Annotated in this window: 1 protein-coding gene and 1 pseudogene; both read right to left on the bottom strand. The window is 23.4% G+C overall.

The window, feature by feature from the left end; all coding sequences use genetic code 4:
* Positions 1-395 (bottom strand): annotated as a pseudogene (locus tag MALL_RS04155) (IS1634 family transposase); the annotation flags it as partial.
* 854 nt (positions 396-1249) lie between these two features.
* Positions 1250-2147: hypothetical protein (locus MALL_RS04535; protein WP_005684039.1), on the bottom strand; the 898-nt coding region annotated here is incomplete at its 5' end.

Here is a 2147-nt window from a genome sequence, read left to right on the forward strand (position 1 = left end):
TGAATAATAGACGATGGATCGATATCTCTTGCAATATATATTCAATTATTCTCTATATTTTGTGTTTGTTTTGGCAAATCTCTAAATAAATTTAATTTATTAATCATTTTGTATAAACTAGAAATTCCATAATTAACTATTTCATGCTCAAATACAGATGAAGAGAGTGAATTTAGTAGATCTTGTTTTACAACTTCGTTAGGAGTTTCTGTGCTTAGTTCTAGACATTTATTTTTCAATGTTGCAATAGCTTCTTTGTTCAATTTAGTTAATTCTTCTAAACTGCCTAATCCTATAGTTCGAAAAACAACTTTACCAAATCCTTTTGATATACAAGCGCTTACGTATACTTTATCTTTTCTTTTAGCTTTTATTATTATTCATTTATCATGCATGCCTTTATTATACCATATTCAATAGTAAACAATGTATATTTTTTAAAAAAATAAAAAATGTATATCTATAGATATACACCAATTGTAATTTCTTTAATAACTTGGAAACACAGGTGTTACTTTACCGATAGATGAATTTAAATTAGAAGTTTTAAGAAAACTAAATAATAACTAATTTTTAATTTTTTACAACTAAAAAACAAAAAAACTCACATTCTCTTGGATATATTGGTTTGCGTTTTTTTAGTTTCCAAGTTAGGAAATAAAAAAATACACATTCCCCTATAAAATAGGCGAATGTGTATTTTTTGTTATTTATTTACTATTGAAATATTTATTAAATGAGATATTAATTATTAATAATCACCAATTGATACAAGATTGTTTTGTTTGTAATTTTTAGTATTAAGTATTTTTCCGGTTACTTTATAAACATTATAATTACATTGCTAAAGCGTTTTTCAATCTATATTAGTTATTTGTAATACTTCCATTTTTATTTAAAAAATAATTAACTACATAAATAGAATATTTAAAAACTATTGTTGATAATATGAATAATATAAGATAACCTTTTATATGCTCATTAATTCAAACATGAACCAATCAAATTTGTATAACTAACTTTAAATTCTTCTAAACTACCTAATTCTATAGTTTGAAAAAACACTTTATTCCATATCCTTTTAAATATACAAACACTTACATATCTTTATCTTTTCTTTTAGCTTTTATTATTATTCATTTATCTGACATGTTCCATATTATAATTAAATGAATAATTATTTAAATTTCTATAATATCTCACCATTATTAAAAAAGACACTATGTAAGTGCCTTAATTAATTATAAAATTATTCATTTTGAATTCTTCATAAGTATCCTTTTTTAAGTGACTCATAAAGTACTTCTTTTTTACTGTTATTGCTATGTCTATCTTTTCTATCAGATCTAGAATAATAAATATATGCAAGAGCTTGTGTTCTTCAGTAATTTCATTCTGTAGTACCATTTGATCTGTTACCTACAATAAATTCTTTTACAAAATCTACATAACGATTTGCACCAACTTTAGATAGTTCAGTCCCATTTAGTTTTTTTAATTTTTCTAAATATTTTCCTCTAGATGCATAAAAAGCATGATACATTGCGCTATTTACAATACCTTCTAAAGTTGTATTTGTAGCGTTTCAAATAAAGAATGATTTACCATCTTTTATTAATGAATCAGCAGCAATTCATAATAAAGATATAGATGTTCTATATAGCGCTTTATATCCTCTATGATCTTTATAGAATGAATCTTTTTGCTTGTAGAATGAATTTTCTTTTACTATTTCTTCAAACATGACATCGTACATAGGCTTAAATAATTCAATTAACAGTTTTTGAGTTTTATCTGAAATATCAAAAATGCTTACATCCATAGATAGGTTTGAACCTTTTGAAGACTCTTTAGGATCAATAATATCTTGTAACATTTTAAAAATACCAGTTTTTTTCTCAACATTTGATGTATCAAACAATAAGTTTATAAAATCAACATAATCTGAATACCCAATTTTAGCTATTAAAGCTTCAACTAAGTCTTTTTTACCTAAAATAGCATTTAAAGATAATTGACCTTGATCATTACTAATAATACTTAATACTCCATCATTTATAGCTTTAGAGAATTTTGCTGCTGCATCATTTTTAGAAACATTTTTAAGATCAATGTTTTTTACATTTTCATAAATATTATTAATTACA

It is taken from the genome of Mycoplasmopsis alligatoris A21JP2 (assembly GCF_000178375.1).
Taxonomy (GTDB): domain Bacteria; phylum Bacillota_I; class Bacilli_A; order Mycoplasmatales; family Metamycoplasmataceae; genus Mycoplasmopsis; species Mycoplasmopsis alligatoris.